The sequence below is a fragment of the Streptomyces sp. ADI96-02 genome, from assembly GCF_003846185.1.
Lineage (GTDB): Bacteria > Actinomycetota > Actinomycetes > Streptomycetales > Streptomycetaceae > Streptomyces.
Map to the genome: position 1 here is coordinate 5992816 of NZ_ML123034.1, position 16531 is coordinate 6009346.

General features: G+C 72.9%; 12 protein-coding genes. 11 read left to right on the plus strand and 1 reads right to left on the minus strand.

Annotated features, from left to right (window positions below; genetic code table 11):
• Positions 1–16 precede the first annotated feature (16 nt).
• From EES43_RS26260 to EES43_RS26310, 11 genes are all read left to right on the plus strand, one after another.
• The gene (locus tag EES43_RS26260; protein ID WP_124271036.1) at positions 17–1246 is read left to right on the plus strand and encodes a Gfo/Idh/MocA family protein; all 1230 of its coding nucleotides are present in this window, start codon (positions 17–19) and stop codon (positions 1244–1246) included.
• Between the two features lie 127 nt (positions 1247–1373).
• Complete coding sequence (locus EES43_RS26265; RefSeq protein ID WP_124271037.1) at positions 1374–2378, plus strand: sugar phosphate isomerase/epimerase family protein; 1005 nt, start codon at positions 1374–1376, stop codon at positions 2376–2378.
• Between the two features lie 299 nt (positions 2379–2677).
• Positions 2678–6397, plus strand: a complete 3720-nt coding sequence (locus EES43_RS26270) for a ThuA domain-containing protein (protein WP_124271038.1) — start codon at positions 2678–2680, stop codon at positions 6395–6397.
• A 91-nt stretch (positions 6398–6488) separates the two neighbouring features.
• Positions 6489–7637, plus strand: a complete 1149-nt coding sequence (locus EES43_RS26275; protein ID WP_124271039.1) for an inositol-3-phosphate synthase — start codon at positions 6489–6491, stop codon at positions 7635–7637.
• Positions 7638–7732: 95 nt separating this feature from the next.
• Complete coding sequence (locus EES43_RS26280; protein ID WP_241192729.1) at positions 7733–8875, plus strand: SCO3242 family prenyltransferase; 1143 nt, start codon at positions 7733–7735, stop codon at positions 8873–8875.
• Complete coding sequence (locus EES43_RS26285) at positions 8872–9729, plus strand: sugar phosphate isomerase/epimerase family protein (RefSeq protein WP_124271040.1); 858 nt, start codon at positions 8872–8874, stop codon at positions 9727–9729. Before EES43_RS26280 ends, EES43_RS26285 begins: the two co-directional genes overlap by 4 nt.
• Positions 9723–10394, plus strand: a complete 672-nt coding sequence (locus tag EES43_RS26290; RefSeq protein ID WP_124271041.1) for an EboA domain-containing protein — start codon at positions 9723–9725, stop codon at positions 10392–10394. Before EES43_RS26285 ends, EES43_RS26290 begins: the two co-directional genes overlap by 7 nt.
• Positions 10394–11242, plus strand: a complete 849-nt coding sequence (locus EES43_RS26295) for a TatD family hydrolase (RefSeq protein WP_124271042.1) — start codon at positions 10394–10396, stop codon at positions 11240–11242. The genes EES43_RS26290 and EES43_RS26295 overlap by 1 nt, the downstream gene beginning before the upstream one ends.
• Before the next feature lie 4 nt (positions 11243–11246).
• Complete coding sequence (eboE, locus tag EES43_RS26300; RefSeq protein ID WP_124271043.1) at positions 11247–12422, plus strand: metabolite traffic protein EboE; 1176 nt, start codon at positions 11247–11249, stop codon at positions 12420–12422.
• Positions 12419–13840 carry a nucleotide pyrophosphatase/phosphodiesterase family protein gene (locus tag EES43_RS26305; RefSeq protein ID WP_124271044.1) on the plus strand — a complete coding sequence of 474 codons (1422 nt, stop codon included), beginning with the start codon at positions 12419–12421 and terminating at the stop codon, positions 13838–13840. Before eboE ends, EES43_RS26305 begins: the two co-directional genes overlap by 4 nt.
• A 59-nt stretch (positions 13841–13899) precedes the next feature.
• Entirely contained in the window at positions 13900–14976 is a 1077-nt protein-coding gene (locus EES43_RS26310) for a sugar phosphate isomerase/epimerase family protein (RefSeq protein WP_124271045.1), read from the plus strand.
• A 101-nt stretch (positions 14977–15077) separates the two neighbouring features.
• Here the strand turns inward: EES43_RS26310 and EES43_RS26315 are convergent, their stop codons facing one another.
• Complete coding sequence (locus EES43_RS26315; RefSeq protein WP_124271046.1) at positions 15078–16382, minus strand: DUF2254 domain-containing protein; 1305 nt, start codon at positions 16380–16382, stop codon at positions 15078–15080.
• Positions 16383–16531 lie beyond the last annotated feature (149 nt).

Sequence of the window (16531 nt, forward strand, 5' to 3'; positions counted from 1 at the left end):
CGAGGAGGAAGTCCGCATGGCCCGTAGTCACGAGACCGAAGCGCCGACCGCAGCGCCGCCGCCGCGGCAGGCGAGAGGAACGCTCGGAGTCGGCATGGTCGGATACGCGTTCATGGGAGCCGCCCACTCACAGGGCTGGCGCACCGCCGGACACGTCTTCGACCTGCCGACGCGACCGGTGCTCGCCGCAATCTGCGGACGCGACCGTGCGGCCGTCGACACCGCGGCTGCCCGGCACGGCTGGGCCGCCGCCGAGACCGACTGGCGGGCCCTGATCGCCCGGGACGACGTGCATCTGATCGACATCTGCACCCCGGGCGACAGCCACGCGGAGATCGCCATCGCCGCCCTGGAAGCGGGCAAGCACGTCCTGTGCGAGAAACCGCTCGCCAACACCGTGGCCGAGGCCGAGGCGATGGTGCGCGCCGCCGAGGCCGCCGCGGCACGCGGCCAGAGCGCGATCGTGGGCTTCAACTACCGCAAGGTGCCCGCCATCGCCTACGCCCGGCAGCTCATCGCCCGGGGCAGGCTCGGCGCGCTGCGCCATGTGCGCGCCACCTACCTCCAGGACTGGCTGGTCGACCCGGCCGCCCCGCTCACCTGGCGGCTCCAGCGCGAACACGCCGGATCGGGAGCGCTCGGCGACCTCGGCGCGCACATCGTCGACCTCGCCCAGTACCTCGCCGGCGAGCTGCTGACCGGGGTCTCCGCCGTCAGCGAGACCTTCGTGCGCGAGCGCCCGCTGCCCGCCGGAGCATCGAGCGGCCTCTCCGCGAGCCCCGGTACGGTCCGGCGCGGCGAGGTCACCGTGGACGACGCCGCCCTGTTCACCGGCCGGCTCGCCTCCGGGGCGCTGGCCTCCTTCGAGGCGACCCGGATGGCAGCCGGCCGCAAGAACGCCCTGCGGCTGGAGATCAACGGCGAACTCGGCTCGCTCGCCTTCGACCTGGAACGCCTCAACGAACTCTCCTTCCACGACCACACCGAACCCGCGCCCACCGCGGGCTTCCGGCGCATCCTGGTGACCGAGCCCGAACACCCCTACCTGGAGGCGTGGTGGCCGCCGGGTCACGCCCTGGGCTACGAGCACACCTTCGTCCACCAGGCCCGCGACGTCGTCCGCGCCATCGCCGAAGGCGCCGTGCCCCGGCCCTCGTTCGCCGACGGGCTCCAGGTGCAGCGGGTGCTCGCCGCCGTGGAGGAGAGCGCCGCGAAGAACTCCGTCCACACCCCGGTCCCGTCGTAGCAACGCGCCGAGCCCGCCCGCTCCCTCGCCCACGTCCGTCGCCCCTCACCCCGCGCCTCGCGCCCCACACGCCAACGCACCGGACACGCAGACCGATCCGCCCCGACCGACCAGGAGGCAGCCGCCCATGCCCCGCCCCTTCACCCTGTTCACCGGCCAGTGGGCCGACCTTCCGCTGGAGGAGGTCTGCCGCCACGCCCGCGACTTCGGCTACGACGGACTCGAACTCGCCTGCTGGGGAGACCACTTCGAGGTCGACAAGGCCCTCGCCGAGCCCGGGTACCTGGACGGCAGGCGCCGACTGCTCGACAGGTACGGGCTGAAGTGCTTCGCCGTCTCCAACCACCTGGTCGGCCAGGCCGTGTGCGACCACCCGATCGACGAACGCCACCAGGGCATCCTGCCGGCCCGCATCTGGGGCGACGGCGAACCCGAGGGCGTCCGGCGGCGGGCGGCGGCCGAGATCGCCGATACCGCGCGCGCCGCCGCCGCCTTCGGGGTCGACACGGTCGTCGGATTCACCGGCTCCTCCATCTGGCACCTGGTCGCCATGTTCCCGCCGGTCCCGCCGCACATGATCGAACGGGGCTACGAGGACTTCGCCGAGCGCTGGAACCCGATCCTGGACGTCTTCGACGCCGAGGGCGTGCGCTTCGCCCACGAGGTCCACCCGAGTGAGATCGCGTACGACTACTGGACGACCAAGCGTGCTCTGGAAGCGGTCGGCGACCGGCCCGCGTTCGGGCTGAACTTCGACCCGAGCCACTTCGTCTGGCAGGACCTGGACCCGGTCAACTTCCTCTACGACTTCCGGGACCGGATCTACCACGTGGACTGCAAGGAGGCCCGCAAGCGGCTCGACGGCCGCAACGGCCGCCTCGGCTCGCACCTGCCCTGGGGCGACCCCCGGCGCGGCTGGGACTTCGTCTCCGCCGGCCACGGAGACGTGCCCTGGGAGGACGTCTTCCGGATGCTCCGCTCCATCGGGTACGAGGGGCCCGTCTCCGTCGAGTGGGAGGACGCCGGCATGGACCGGCTGACCGGTGCGCCGGAAGCGCTTGCCCAGTTGAAGCGGTTCGACTTCGACCCGCCCTCGGCCTCCTTCGACGCGGCCTTCGGCGGCGGCGCGTAGCGCGACCGCCCAGGGATTGCCGGACAGGCCACAGGCCCCCGGGGGTTGCGAGCCCCAGCCCCCGGGGCCGCCTCGCGCTGCCCGGGACGCCCTTTGTCCTGCGGGAAGCGGAAGTCGGCCCCAACTGTTGCGCAAGGGCTTTCCGTCCCGGACGAACAGGTCTACCGTCTCGCAGGTGTACACGAGTTGACTCGCGTCACCGGGGCCACGTGCGGCCCCGGCGACACACGCGCGGCAGTCCCCGCGCGGCACGGCACGCACCAACCGCCCGTACAACCGGCACTCTCCGGAGGACCTTCGTGCACCGAACCAGAAAGCGGCTCCGCGCCAGAGCCCGCGTCCGCAAGTCCCTCGCGCTGTTCACCGGCGCCCTCCTCGCCGCCGCCACCCTCACCCTGGGCTCCGCACCCGGCGCGGTCGCCCACCCCGGCCATCCCGGCCACGAGGAGCCCGCGGCCGAGGACTTCCAGCAGGTCACCCTCGCCAAGGGCGCGGCGGAGACCGGCGAGCCCATGTCGCTCGCCGTCCTGCCCGACCGGAGCGTGCTGCACACCTCGCGCAACGGCGAGCTGCGGATCACCGACAGCGCCGGAAACACCCGCATCTCCGGAGCCGTCCCCGTGTACACGCACGACGAGGAAGGTCTCCAAGGAGTGGGAGTCGACCCGGACTTCGCCGAGAACCGGGCCGTCTACCTCTTCTACGCGCCCCCGCTGGACACCCCGCCCGGGGATGCGCCCGAGACCGGGACCGCCGCCGACTTCGCGAAGTTCGACGGAGTCAACCGCCTCTCCCGCTTCGTGCTGAACGAGGACGGCACCCTCGACACGGCCAGCGAGAAGAAGGTCCTGGACGTCCCCACCTCGCGCGGCACCTGCTGCCACGTCGGCGGCGACATCGACTTCGACGCCGAGGGGAACCTCTACATCTCCACCGGCGACGACACCAACCCCTTCGCCTCCGACGGCTTCACGCCGATCGACGAACGCCCCGACCGAAACCCGGCGTTCGACGCCCGCCGCACCTCGGGCAACACCAACGACCTGCGCGGCAAGATCCTGCGCGTCAAGGTCGCCGATGACGGCTCGTACACCGTCCCCGAGGGGAACCTCTTCGCGCCCGGGACGGACAGGACGCGCCCCGAGATCTACGCGATGGGCTTCCGCAACCCCTTCCGCTTCTCCGTGGACCAGGCCACCGGGGTCCTGTACGTCGGTGACTACGGACCCGACGCGGGCGCGGCCGATCCGAAGCGCGGGCCGGCCGGGCAGGTCGAGTTCGCCCGGATCACGAAGGCCGGCAACTTCGGCTGGCCCTTCTGCACCGGAGCCAACCAGCCCTTCGTCGACTACGACTTCGCCACCAGGACCTCCGGCGAGACCTTCGACTGCGGCGCGCCGAGGAACGAGTCGCCGCACAATACCGGACTCGTCGACCTGCCGCCCGCCGAAGCCGCCTGGATCCCGTACGACGGCGAGTCGGTCCCCGAGTTCGGCACCGGCTCCGAGTCCCCGATGGGCGGCCCCGTCTACCGCTACGACGCCGGCCTCGACTCCCCGGTCAAGTTCCCCGAGTCCTACGACGGCGACTTCTTCGCCGGCGAGTTCGGCCGCCAGTGGATCAAGCGCGTCGAGCAGGACGCGGACGGCGCCGTCCAGTCCGTCAACGACGTGCCGTGGTCCGGCACCCAGATCATGGACATGGCCTTCGGCCCGGACGGGGCGCTGTACGTCCTCGACTACGGCCTCGCCTGGTTCGGCGGCGACGAGAACTCCGCCCTCTACCGCATCGAGAACGCCACCGGCGGGCGCTCGCCCATCGCCGAGGCGTCCGCGAACAGGACGTCCGGCACCGGGCCGCTGAAGGTGAGGTTCTCCTCGGCCGGCACCTCGGACGGCGACGGCGACCCGCTCACCTACGCGTGGGACTTCGGCGACGGCGGCACCTCGACCGCGGCGGACCCGGCGTACACGTACAAGAAGAACGGCACCTACACCGCCACGCTCACCGTCGCGGACCCGACCGGGCGCACCGGCTCCGCGAGCGTCCACGTGACCGTCGGCAACACCGCCCCCACCGTCGAACTGGTCCTGCCCCAGGACGGTCAGCTCTTCGCGTTCGGCGACTCCGTGCCGTTCAAGGTGAACGTCAGCGACCCGGAGGACGGGACCGTCGACTGCTCCAGGGTCGAGGTCAAGTTCACCCTGGGCCACGACAGCCACGGACACGACATCACCACCGAACACGGGTGCGAAGGCACCATCAAGACCGCCATGGAAGGCGGCCACGACCCCAACGCCAACATCTACGGTGGCATCTCGGCCTCGTACACCGACAACGGCGGCGGCGGCCAGGCCCAGCTGGCCGGACGCGACCAGTCCCGGCTCCAGCCCGAGCACCGCCAGGCCGAGCACTTCGACGATTCCTCCGGCATCACCACCCCCGGCAAGCCGACCGCGAACGGCGGCAAGACGGTCGGGGACATCCACAACGACGACTGGATCTCCTTCGACACCTACGTCCTCGGCGGCGCCACCAAGCTGACCGCCCGCATCTCCTCGGCCGGCTCCGGCGGCTTCCTGGAGATCCGCGCCGGATCCCCGACCGGGAAGATCCTCGGCTCCGGACCCATACCGGTGACCGGCGGCTGGGACGCCTTCCAGGACATCGACATCCCGCTGAGAGGCGCACCGAAGAAGGCCACGGACCTCTATCTGGTCTTCAAGGGCGGCGACGGGCCCCTCTTCGACGTCGACGACTTCGAGCTGTCCGACAGCCCGCCCGACAGGACCGCCAAGCGCGTCCTGGTCTTCTCCAGGACCGCCGGCTTCCGCCACGACTCGATCCCCGCCGGCGTCGCCGCACTCAAGGAGATCGGCAAGGAGACCGGCATCACGGTCGACTCCACCGAGTCCGCCGCCCAGTTCACCACCAGCAACCTGGCCCGCTACGACGCCGTCGCGTTCCTCTCCACCACCGGGGACGTCCTCGACGCCGACCAGCAGAAGGCGTTCGAGAACTACGTCGCCACCGGCGGCGGTTACGTCGGCATCCACGCGGCGGCCGACACCGAGTACGACTGGGAGTTCTACGGCGGCCTGGTCGGCGCCTACTTCGACTCGCACCCGCGGATCCAGCCAGCCACCGTCCGCGTCGAGGACCGCGACCACCCCGCCACCGCCCACCTGGGCGAGGAGTGGCAGCGTACCGACGAGTGGTACAACTACCGCACCAACCCCCGGGACAAGGGCAAGGTTCTCGCCACTCTGGACGAGACGACCTACACCGGCGGGAACATGAAGGGCGATCACCCGATCTCCTGGTGCCAGACCTACCAGGGCGGCCGTTCCTTCTACACCGGCCTCGGCCACACCAAGGAGTCCTACGCCGAGCCGGCCTTCCGGCAGCACGTGCTGGGCGGCCTGCGTTACGCGACCGGACAGGTCAAGGCCGACTGCGCACCCGACGGCGACTACCGGCCGATCTTCAACGGCAGGACGCTGGAGGGCTGGAAGCAGGCGGGCCCGGGGAAGTTCTCCGTCAAGGACGGCGCCCTGCACTCCGAGGGCGGCATGGGGCTGCTCACCTACCAGGCAAAGGAACTGAAGTCCTACTCGCTCAAGCTCGACTGGAGGATGGCGGGCGACGACAACTCCGGAGTCTTCATCGGCTTCCCCTCATCCGACGACCCCTGGTCCGCGGTGAACAACGGCTACGAGATCCAGATCGACGCCACCGACGCCCCCGACCGCACCACGGGCGCCGTCTACACCTTCACATCTGCCGACGTCAAAGCCCGTGACCGCGTCCTCAGACCGCCCGGCCAGTGGAACAGCTACGAGATCAGGGTCCAGGGCGAACGGGTGCGGGTCTTCCTCAACGGAGTGAAGATCAACGACTTCACCAACACCGACCCGGCCCGCAGCCTGAAGGACGGCTACATCGGACTCCAGAACCACGGAGCCGACGACCAGGTGTCCTTCCGCGACATCCAACTGAAGGAGCTGCCCTCCACGTAGGGCGGACACCTCTGCCGACGACGGGCGGGGGAGGAGCGCCACCGCCCCCGCCCGTCGTCCTCCACCTCTTCATCTCCCAGGGAGGCAGCCCGTGACCGCACTTGCCGTTCGTCAAGGTTCTCCGGACGCCCGCGTACGCACCGGAGTCTGGTTCATCGGAGCACGCGGCTCCGTCGCCACCACCGCCACGGCGGGATGCGCCGCCATCGCGGCCGGCCTCCACCCGCCGAGCGGCATGGCCACCGAGACGCCGCCCTTCGCCCGCAGCGGCCTGCCGCCCCTGGCCTCTCTCGTGTTCGGCGGCCACGACATCCTCGACTGCCCGCTCGCCAAGCGCGCCGAGGCACTGGCCGAGGGCGGCGTCCTGCCGCACGGCCTGCCCGCCGCCGTGCGCGCCGAACTCGACGCGGCCGACGCCGAGATCCGGCCCGGCGGACCCCTCCCCGGCGACGCCCGCACCGACGAAGAGCTCATCACCGCGTTCGCCGCCGACCTCGCCGGCTTCACCCGCCGCCACGAACTGGCCCGCACCGTCGTCGTCAACGTCTCCTCCACCGAACCGGCCCCCGGGCCCGACGACCCGCGACTGCCCGCCAGTTCGCTCTACGCCGCCGCCGCGCTGCGGGCCGGCTGCCCCTATGTCGATTTCACCCCCTCCACCGGCCTGCGCAGCCCCGCCCTCGCGGAAGCCGTCGCCTCCTGCGGTCTTCCCCACGCCGGACGCGACGGCAAGACCGGCCAGACGCTGCTCCGTTCCGTCCTCGCCCCGATGTTCGTCCAGCGCGCCCTGCCCGTACGGGCCTGGTCCGGTACGAACCTGCTCGGCGGCGGCGACGGGGCCGCGCTGGCCGATCCCGCTGCCGCCGCCGCCAAGAACGCCGGCAAGGAACGCGTCCTGGCCGACACCTTCGGCGCCGCACCCGAGGGCGAGGTCCACATCGACGACGTACCGGCGATGGGGGACTGGAAGACGGCCTGGGACCACATCGCCTTCGACGGCTTCCTCGGCTCCCGGATGATCCTCCAGACCATCTGGCAGGGCTGCGACTCCGCCCTGGCGGCCCCGCTGGTCCTGGACCTGGCCCGGCTGCTCGCCCGCGCCCACGAAACCGGCCTCAGCGGGCCCCGGCCCGAGCTGGGCTTCTACTTCAAGGACCCGGACGGCGGAGGCTCGGCGGCGCTCGCCGATCAGTACGCCGACCTGCTGGCCTTCGCCGAGCGGCTGCGGGGCGAGGCGTGAGGTGGCGGCTGCCGGACCTGCCGGCGGCGCTGCGCACCGCTCCGGCGGGGCGGCTGAACGGTCCCGCCGGACTGCGGACCCCACCGGCCGCGGCGATCCGGTCGGCGGCGGCGGGCCGCGGGCGGCGGAGGGCCGCCCACGATGACGGCCTGTCCGGTACGGGTGGGACTGCGCCCGCACCGGACAGGCGCGCGCCCCGGCCCGAGGCCGGAAGGCGCGGCGGGGTGAAGGCGTGGAGCGAGCTGTTCCGCGTCTCCGCGCTGTTCTCCGTACCGGGCGACGCCCTGGCCGGAGCGGCGGCGGCGGGCCGCGGGCCGGGCCGGGGGACTCTGCTCGCGATGGGCGCCTCCCTGTGTCTGTACGAGGCGGGCATGGCCCTCAACGACTGGGCGGACCGGGAGGAGGACGCGATCGACCGGCCGCACCGGCCGATCCCGTCGGGCCGGATCAGCCCGCGGGCCGCTCTGGGCGCGGCCGGAGCGCTCACCGCGGCCGGCCTGGCCCTCGCGGCGCGGGCCGGCCGCCCCGCGCTGGCCGTCGCCACCGGCCTGGCGGCCACGGTCTGGGCCTACGACCTGCGCCTGAAGCACACGAAGGCGGGCCCGGCGGCGATGGCGGCGGCCCGCACGCTGGACCTGCTCCTGGGCGCGACGGCGACGGCGACGGCCGACGGTGGCGCGGGCCCGGGGCGCGCGGTCGGTGGTGGTGGGGTCCCGGGCCGCGCGGCCGACGGTGGCGCGGGCCGCCCCGGCGCGCCCCGTGCCACCGCCGCCACGGCGCGCGCCGCCCTGGCCGCCGCGCTGCCCTCCGCCCTGGCCCTCGGCGCGCACACCTACGGCGTCACCGCCGTGTCCCGCCACGAGACCCAGGGCGGCTCCACCGCGGCACCCCTCGCCGCACTGGTCGCGACCGCCGCGCTGGCCGCCGCCGTACTGCGGGAGCACCCCGGAAGCCCGGGGCACGCCGCGACCGGCCGGCCCGGCCGGACCGCCGCCACCCGGCTCCTGCTCACCGCCTTCACCGGCGCCTACCTGCGGACCGCCGGCCCCCCGCTCCTGCACGCGGCCCTCAACCCGTCCCCGCCCCTCACCCAGCGGGCGGTCGGCGGCGGCATCCGGGCCATGATCCCCCTCCAGGCCGCGCTCGCCGCCCGTGCCCAGGCGCCCGCAGCCGGACTCGCCGTCATGGCGCTCGTCCCCCTCGCCCGCACCCTCGCCCGGAAGGTGAGCCCCACATGACCCTCCACCTCGGCTACGGCACCAACGGGCTCACCGACCTCCGCCTCGACGACGCGCTGGGGCTCCTCGCCGATCTCGGCTACGAGGGCGTCGGCCTGACCCTCGACCACATGCACCTGGACCCGACGGCGCCCGACCTCGCCGAACGGACCCGCCGGGTCCGCCGCCGGCTCACCTCGCTCGGACTCCGCGTCACCGTCGAGACCGGCGCACGCTACGTCCTGGACCCGCGCCGCAAGCACGGCCCCTCGCTGCTCGACCCGGACCCCGACGCGCGGGCCGCCCGTGCCGCGCTGCTCGTCCGCGCCGTCGACGTCGCCGCCGAACTCGGCTCCCACGCAGTCCACTTCTTCAGCGGCGTCACACCACCGGGCACCGCGCCGGACACCGCCTGGAAGCGCCTGGCCGAAGCGGTCGCACCCGTACTCGAAGCCGCCGACCGCTCCGGCATCCCGCTCGCCGTCGAACCCGAACCCGGGCACCTGCTCGCCACCCTCGCCGACTTCCACCACCTGCGCACCCTGCTCGGCGACCCCGGACCGCTCGGCCTCACACTCGACATCGGCCACTGCCAGTGCCTGGAGGACGCCCCGCCCGCGCAGTGCGTCAAGGACTCCGTGCCCTGGCTGCGCCACGTACAGATCGAGGACATGCGGCGCGGCGTCCACGAGCACCTGCCCTTCGGCGACGGGGAGATCGACTTCCCGCCCGTCCTGGCCGCCCTCGCCGCCTCGGACTACCGCGGCCTCACCGTCGTCGAACTGCCCCGCCACTCCCACGCCGGCCCGGAACTCGCCCGCACGTCCGTCGCGTTCCTGCGCGAGGCCATGACGAAGGGAGCCGCGGCATGCTGAGGACCCGCGACGAACTCGACGCCGAACTCGGCGGAGCCGCCCGCGCCTGGCTCGACGAAGCCCTCGCCGAGGCCGCCCACGACGCCGCACGCGACGACCGCGACGACAGCGCCTGCGCCCCGCCCCCGTGGGAGCTGCGGTACGCCGCCGCCGGCCGGCACTGCGGGCCGCACCACGCCGACTCCGTACGGTCCCTGCTGCTCGTCGAGGCCCGCGCGCCGCTGGCCTCCGTGACCCGGCTCTACCGCCAGGGCACCGCCGCCGAACGCCGCGCCGTCCTGCTCACCCTGCACCGCCTCGACCTCGGCGACTCGGCCCTCCCGCTCGTCGAGGACGCCCTGCGCACCAACGACACCCGGCTGGTGGCCGCCGCCGTCGGCCCGTACGCCGCCGACCGCCTCGACGCGCACGCCTGGCGCCACGCCGTACTGAAGTGCCTGTTCAGCGAAGTGCCCGTCCAGGCGGTCGCGAGGCTCGGCGACCGGGCCCGGGGCGACGCCGAACTCGCCCGCATGCTGATCGACTTCGCCGCCGAACGCACCGCGGCCGGCCGCCTCGTACCGGCCGGACTGAGCACGGTGCTCGACCTCACCGGCGCGGCGGGCGAACAGACCGCGCCCGCCACGCCCGTGCCCACCGCGCCCGCGCCCACCCAGGAGCCCTGATGCGCATCTTCGACCCGCACATCCACATGACCTCGCGCACCACGGACGACTACCGGGCGATGTACGACGCGGGCGTCCGCGCGCTCGTCGAACCCTCCTTCTGGCTCGGCCAGCCCCGCACCTCGCCCGCCAGCTTCTTCGACTACTTCGACGCCCTCCTGGGCTGGGAGCCGTTCCGCGCCTCCCAGTACGGCATCGCCCACCACTGCACCATCGCCCTCAACCCGAAGGAGGCCAACGACCCCCGCTGCACGCCCGTCCTGGACGCCCTGCCGCGCTATCTCGTCAAGGACTCCGTCGTCGCCGTCGGCGAGATCGGCTACGACTCCATGACCCCGGCGGAGGACCACGCCCTCGCCGCCCAGCTCCAGCTCGCCGCCGACCACGGACTGCCCGCTCTCGTCCACACGCCGCACCGCGACAAGCTCGCCGGCCTGCACCGGACGATCGACGCCGTACGCGCGTCGAGCCTCCCGCCCGAGTCCGTACTGCTCGACCACCTCAACGAGACGACCGTGCGGGACGCCCTCGACAGCGGCTGCTGGGCCGGCTTCTCCATCTACCCGGACACCAAGATGGACGAGGACCGCATGGTCGCCGTCCTGCGGAACTTCGGAACCGAGCGGATCCTCGTCAACTCCGCCGCCGACTGGGGAAAGAGCGATCCGCTCAAGACCCGCGAGGTCGCCGACGCGATGCTGGCGGCGGGCTTCACCGAGGACGACGTCGACCGGGTCCTGTGGCGCAACCCCGTGGCCTTCTACGGGCAGAGCGGCCGGCTCCAGCTCGACACCGCCGACCCGGAACCCCTCCACGAGGGCAACTCCATCCTGCGCGGCGGGGAGTGAGGCCATGCGCTTCCGCCACCCGGACGGTTCCACGGTCCACCTCGCCTACTGCACCAACGTCCACCCGGCCGAGACACTGGACGGCGTACGCGCGCAACTCCGCGACCACTGCGAACCGGTCCGCCGCCGCCTCGGCAGGGACCGGCTCGGCATCGGCCTCTGGCTCGCCCGGGACGCCGCCCGCGCCCTGACCGACGACCCGGCCCAACTGCGCTCGCTGCGTACCGAACTCGACGCCCGCGGCCTCGAAGTGGTCACCCTCAACGGCTTCCCGTACGAAGGGTTCGGCTCCGACGAGGTCAAGTACCGCGTGTACCGGCCCGACTGGACCGACCCCGAACGGCTCGCCCACACCACCGACCTGGCCCGCCTGCTCGCCGCCCTGCTCCCCGACGACGTCACCGAGGGCACCGTCTCCACCCTGCCGCTGGCCTGGCGCACCCCGTACGACACCGACCCCGGGGCGGCCCGCACCGCGCGCACTGCCCTCACCACCCTCGCCCAGCGCCTGGACGCCCTCGCCGAACTGACCGGCAGATCGATCCGGATCGGCCTCGAACCGGAACCGGGCTGCACCGTGGAGACCACCGCCGACGCCATCGGCCCGCTCATCGGCATCGGCCACGACCGCATCGGCGTCTGCGTCGACACCTGCCACCTGGCCACCTCCTTCGAGGACCCCGACACCGCCCTCGACGCGCTGACGGCGGCCGGCGTCCCGGTGGTCAAGTCCCAGCTCTCCGCGGCCCTGCACGCCGAACACCCACACCTGCCCGAAGTACGCGCCGCACTGGCCGCGTTCGCCGAACCCCGCTTCCTCCACCAGACGCGCACCCGCACCACCGCCGGACTGCGCGGGACCGACGACCTCGACGAAGCGCTCGCCGGCCGCTCCCTCCCCGACAGCACCCCGTGGCGCGCCCACTTCCACGTCCCGCTGCACGCACCCCCCGCGCCCCCGCTCACCTCCACCCTGCCCGTGCTGGCCGCCACACTCGCCCGACTGGTCGGCGGACCCGAGCCGCTCACCCGCCACCTGGAGGTGGAGACGTACACCTGGCAGGCGCTCCCGCCCGCCCTGCGCCCCCGCAACCGCGCCCAGCTCGCCGACGGCATCGCCGCCGAACTCACCCTCGCCCGCGACCTCCTGGTCGACCTCGGCCTCAAGGAGCTGCCGTGAACGCGCCCGACACCGGCACGACCGAGGCGGATGCGCCGACCGAGCGCCCCACACCGCTCCTGGTCCTCGACGTCGTCGGCCTCACCCCGCGCCTGCTCGCCCACATGCCCAACCTGCGCGCCCTGGCGCGCGAGGGGACGCAGGCGCCGCTCTCCACCGTGCTGCCCGCCGTCACCTGCGCGGCCCAGTCCACGTTCCTGACCGGCGCCATGCCCGCCGAACACGGCATCGTCGCCAACGGGTGGTACTTCCGCGAGCTGGGCGACGTCCTGCTGTGGCGCCAGCACAACGGACTCGTCGAGGGCGACAGGCTCTGGGACGCCGCCCGCCGCGCCCACCCCGGCTACACGGTCGCCAACATCTGCTGGTGGTACGCCATGGGCGCCGACACCGACTGGACCGTCACCCCGCGCCCGGTCTACTACGCGGACGGCCGCAAGGAACCCGACTGCTACACCCGGCCGCCCGCCCTGCACGACGAACTCACCGGCAAACTAGGCACGTTCCCCCTCTTCCACTTCTGGGGACCCGGCGCCGACCTCGTCTCCTCACAGTGGATCATCGATGCCACCCGGCACATCGTCGCCACCCGCACGCCCGACCTCGCCCTCTGCTATCTGCCGCACCTCGACTACGACCTCCAGCGCCACGGCCCCGACGACCCGCGCTCGCACCGGGCCGCCGCCGACCTCGACCGGGCGGTGGCCCCGCTCCTGGCCGACGCCCGCGCGGAGGGCCGCACCGTCGTCGCGCTCTCCGAGTACGGGATCACCCGCGTGGAGCGGCCCGTCAACATCAACCGGGCGCTGCGCCGGGCGGGCCTGCTGGAGGTCCACACCCAGGACGGCATGGAGTACCTCGACCCGATGGCCTCCCGCGCCTTCGCCGTCGCCGACCACCAGCTCGCCCACGTCTACGTACGCCGGCCGGAGGACCTGGAGGCGACCCGGGCGGCGCTCGCGGACCTGCCCGGAATCGACCTGCTCCTCGACGACGCGGGCAAGAAGGCGAACCACCTGGACCACCCGCGCTCCGGCGAACTCGTCGCCGTCGCCGAGCAGGACGCCTGGTTCACGTACTACTACTGGCTCGACGACGCCCGCGCCCCCGACTTCGCACAGCTCGTCGAGATCCACCGCAAACCCGGCTACGACCCGGTCGAACTCTTCATGGACCCGCAGGACCCGTACGTACGGGTCAGGGCCGCCACGGCGGTCGCCCGCAAGAAACTCGGCCTGCGCTACCGCATGGCGGTCGTCCCGCTCGACCCCTCGCCCGTCCGCGGCAGCCACGGCCGCCTCCCGGCGAGCGACGACGAAGGTCCGCTCATCCTCTGCTCCACTCCGAGAGCGTTCACCGGCCGGGTCAGGGCCACCGAAGTGAAGTCCCTGCTCCTCCAGCTCGCCGGACTGCGCTGACGGTCCTCCGTCGCGTACCGGCGCCCGTCCGCACCACCAGGTCACATCGAGGGAGTCACGTGAACACGAGCCGCACCCCGAAGGACACCGAACTCGCCCGCAGACTGAGCCGCCGCAACGTCCTCGGCGTAGCCGCGGGAGCCACCGCGGCCACCGTCGTCGGCGCGGCGACCGCCCAGGCCGACAGCCGCGACCGGGTCCACGGCAAGGGCCACGGCACGCGCCACGGGCACGGCAGGGGCCGTCTCGTCCTGCCGCCCGGCCGCCTCGGCATCCAGCTCTACAGCCTCCGCGACAAGGTCTCCACCCTCGGCTTCGCCCCGGTCTTCGCCGAGCTGGAGAAGTACGGCTACGACGAGATCGAGTTCGCCGGCTACACCCAGGGCTCGGCCGGCCCCATCACCCTCGCGCGGCTCAAGCGGCTGGCCCGGGACCACGGCCTGAACCCGATCGGCAGCCACGTCGGCTACTACGACGACGGCAACCCCGCGGCCTACACCTTCGCCCAGAACCTGGAGAAGGTCCTGGACGACGCCCAGGCCCTCGGCCTCAAGCACATCGGCACGGCCTCCGGCCCCTTCCGCTACGGCGCCACGGTGGACGGCTGGAAGCGAGCGGCGGAGGAGTTCAACACGTACGGGGCCGCCGCCCGCAAGCGCGGCATGAAGTTCTACCAGCACAACCACGCCGAGGAGTTCTCCTTCGCGACCGACCAGCCGAAGATCCGGCTCTACGACGTGCTGCTCGCGGAGACCGACCCCGACCTGGTGCACCTGGAGATGGACGTCTACTGGGCCTACTGCGCCCAGTTCCGCTTCAGCAAGCGGGCGGACGGCTCCCCGGCCCCGCTCGACCCGCTCGGGTACGTCCTGAAGCATCCGGAGCGCTACCCGCTCTTCCACGTCAAGGACGGCGTCCGCGACGAGACCACCCGCGACGGCTACCGGATGTCGGACGTCGGCGACGGGGACATCGACTACCGGACGTTCCTGTCCACGGTCACGGACCGGACCCACCACGGCCGCAGCTACCACCACTGGCAGACCGAGCACGACAACCCGGTCGAGTCGCTGGCCTTCGCCCGGAAGTCCAGCGCACACCTGCACTCCCTGCGCGAGGCGCGCTGCGGCGACTGACGTACGGGAGAACGCCCCGACCCGACCCGACCCGACCCGGCCTCGCGCCCACGGCCCGCACACCCGTGGCCGCGGGGCGGGCCGGGCCCGGTCATCCCTACTCACCCGATGCCCTGGTGGTCGGGCAGCAGCGCGAAGCCGCGGTCCGCCGCCACCGGCACCGTGCGCTCCACCGCCTGGACGAGCAGCGCACGATGTCTGACCAGGGGTTTCCTGCGGTCCTCGGGAGCGAGCAGCAGCAGATCGTCGAGCCCCGCCAGAAGCCGGCGCATCACCTGGGGACTGCCGGCCATGCACCAGCGGATCTCCTCGAAGGCGAGATCCACCAGGTCCTCCCACCCGGGCCCGTCCTGCACCAGCCGTACCCGCCCGGCCCGGTCCCGGTGGTGCACCGCGCCCAGCGGCAGGCGGACCACCGCCGCGAGGAACTGCACGATCCGGTCCAGGCACTGGACGGCGGTCGTCGGATCGTTCACGGACGAGGACAGGGCCCGCAGCGCGATGTCCGAGAGCTGGCGGAGGCCGAAGGTGAGGTCCTGGTGCAGGGTGCGCTCCACCCCGACGTGCACCGTGTACCGCAGCGCGTGCGGCGGCGGCACCGCCCCGCCGTGGACGGCCAGCACCGGAGTGCCCGGCACCACGAAGTCGCCGATCCGCGGGATCAGCCGCAGTACGACGTCCTGCCGCCGCGCGGCCCGCACCAGCCGGGCGGTGTTCACGTCCCGCAGCACGCCGGCCCGCCCCTCGTGCATGACGCGCGCGGTCTCCGGCCCCAGCGGCTCCGCCTCGCGAGGCCCCCCGGGCATCCGCCGCAGCACCCGGAAGGAGTCGCGGGCGATCCGGTCCACGACGGGCCCCACCTGGAGCAGCCGCAGCGTCGAGCTGACGTAGAGGACGAACAGCAGCAGGCTCAGCCCCAGCAGCGCCAGGGTGAGCATGCTCTGCACCAGCGGCACCGAGACGGCCCGGACCGGATCGCGCTCGCTCTCGTACGAGGCCAGGACCAGCAGCGAGAACAGGAACGTGGCCAGGAAGACCGTCAGCGTCAGCTTGGTGATCCGGCTCCGGACGAAGATCCGCACCACTCGGGGGGTGAGCTGGCCGCTGGCCATCTGCACGGCGACCAGCGAGATGCTGAACACGACACCGATGAAGGTCATCATCGCCGAGCTGATCGTCGTCACGATCGTCTTGGCGTCCTGCGAGAAGGCGATCAGATCACCGAGCTGGTCGTAGGCCGCCTCGCGCCGCAGATGCGCGACGAGCGCCGCGTCCAGCTCGGACGCGCCCCACCAGAGCACGAAAACGCAGACGAACCCGAGCGTCGGGGCGAACCAGAAGGTGTCGCGCAGATGCTCGCGCAGAGGGGACAGCGCACGGGGCGGACGGTAGCCGCGATCACTCATGCACGCGAACGTAGCGCCGAAGAGGCCGCAGACCCCGCACCTCGCCGCATCGGCCCGCCGCACCGCACTGACCACCGGATATGCAGGTGAGGGGCGCGCCGAACCCCTGGTATTGTTTTCCATGTCGCCGCGGGGAACACGCCGCGAAC

Bases quoted from the DNA above. Each gene is read 5' to 3' on its own strand.
- EES43_RS26260 (WP_124271036.1), top strand. From the start codon at position 17: ATGGCCCGTAGTCACGAGACCGAAGCGCCGACCGCAGCGCCGCCGCCG.
- EES43_RS26290 (WP_124271041.1), top strand. From the start codon at position 9,723: ATGCTGAGGACCCGCGACGAACTCGACGCCGAACTCGGCGGAGCCGCC.
- eboE (WP_124271043.1), top strand. From the start codon at position 11,247: ATGCGCTTCCGCCACCCGGACGGTTCCACGGTCCACCTCGCCTACTGC.
- EES43_RS26295 (WP_124271042.1), top strand. From the start codon at position 10,394: ATGCGCATCTTCGACCCGCACATCCACATGACCTCGCGCACCACGGAC.
- EES43_RS26315 (WP_124271046.1), bottom strand. From the start codon at position 16,382: ATGAGTGATCGCGGCTACCGTCCGCCCCGTGCGCTGTCCCCTCTGCGC.
- EES43_RS26285 (WP_124271040.1), top strand. From the start codon at position 8,872: ATGACCCTCCACCTCGGCTACGGCACCAACGGGCTCACCGACCTCCGC.
- EES43_RS26265 (WP_124271037.1), top strand. From the start codon at position 1,374: ATGCCCCGCCCCTTCACCCTGTTCACCGGCCAGTGGGCCGACCTTCCG.